This window comes from Enterovibrio qingdaonensis (genome assembly GCF_028683135.1).
GTDB classification, from domain to species: domain Bacteria; phylum Pseudomonadota; class Gammaproteobacteria; order Enterobacterales; family Vibrionaceae; genus Enterovibrio; species Enterovibrio qingdaonensis.
On the sequence record NZ_JAJUBB010000059.1, the window covers coordinates 1 to 1,147 of the forward strand.

Sequence of the window (1,147 nt, forward strand, 5' to 3'; positions counted from 1 at the left end):
GAATTGTCCACATAACAAGAGCATGAACGGGACGTTTACTCGTGGCGCATTTTTCTAAAATGGTGATTTAGCTGTTTCAATCAGTTTGGGCTAGTAAACGCCCGTTATGCTAACGTTATGTTTATTCGCAAAGTTAGTCATAAAGCGAGCAGCCTTTTTCGGGAAAATGTATATCAATTATCGTTTTAGATTTTAGGAAGTAGATAGCACTATGGGTATAGCGGAAAGAATTGCTTTCAATAAAAGAGTTAAGTCAATAACCCCAATTGCAGATAAAGTTATTGCAAACATGGGTTGTTCCACTTCATGGAATCACTTGATTGAAAAATTCAAAGCGGTCTATCCAAATGAATGGAAGCTAAAATTAAATAACTTTCTTGGAAATGTAACAGAAAAAAAACTTAACAGCAGGTATGAATTAGGTAAGGTTTGGTTCATCAAATCTATGGAAGATGAATATCTTGAAAAAATGATGGCAGGACAAATTTACTGCCGACCTTCGGAAGAGTTTCGAAATATGGAGAGTGATTCTAGAGGTGACCCTGAAGACGATAGACCATTTACGGAAACGTTAATGCCAGAAATGGTGGAGTTAAAAGGTAATAATAAATTATCGGTTACATCTAAACCGAATAATGTTGAAGGTGCAAAATTTACGGTTGAGACCTTCGGTGAGAATTCAGAGGTCACTATCGGAGGTATTAAAACTCAACAGGGTGGGATGCATCATATTTTTTGTTTGTCGTCTGTAAGCAGAGATTGGGCTCATGATTTTTTTAAAACCTATAATAAAGATAAATTCAAGGGTGATAAGGTTGTTGTAATAAATGATGCTGAAGAGTTTATTAATAGATTCAAACAAAAAAGGTTAAAATCGTTTCAATTTGGATTTGTTTCTTATATTCCAAATCATGTTGTTTCTCTAGTCGACATTGTTCCTCCTTTCATAAAAAGAAAGTTACCTTTTGAAGAAGAGTTTGAGTTTAGGGTTATATTTAGTGGTAGTAAGCCTGATGAGGGCGAGGTTATTGACATCGGTGATATTAGCGATATTGCCCAAATTGTTAGCCTTGACGAGTTAGAGTGTACCTTTAGAAAAAATATGATTTGATCATTATTAAATACTGATGTTGATTTAGAGTAAAAT

1 protein-coding gene is annotated in these 1,147 nt (G+C 34.5%); it reads left to right on the forward strand.

All coding sequences use genetic code 11. The features are described from left to right. The first annotated feature begins 211 nt into the window (after nt 1-211). Nucleotides 212-1,111 (forward strand): hypothetical protein, encoded by a 900-nt coding sequence (locus tag LRP49_RS25105; protein ID WP_274146400.1) that lies wholly within the window; start codon nt 212-214, stop codon nt 1,109-1,111. Nucleotides 1,112-1,147: the final 36 nt, after the last annotated feature.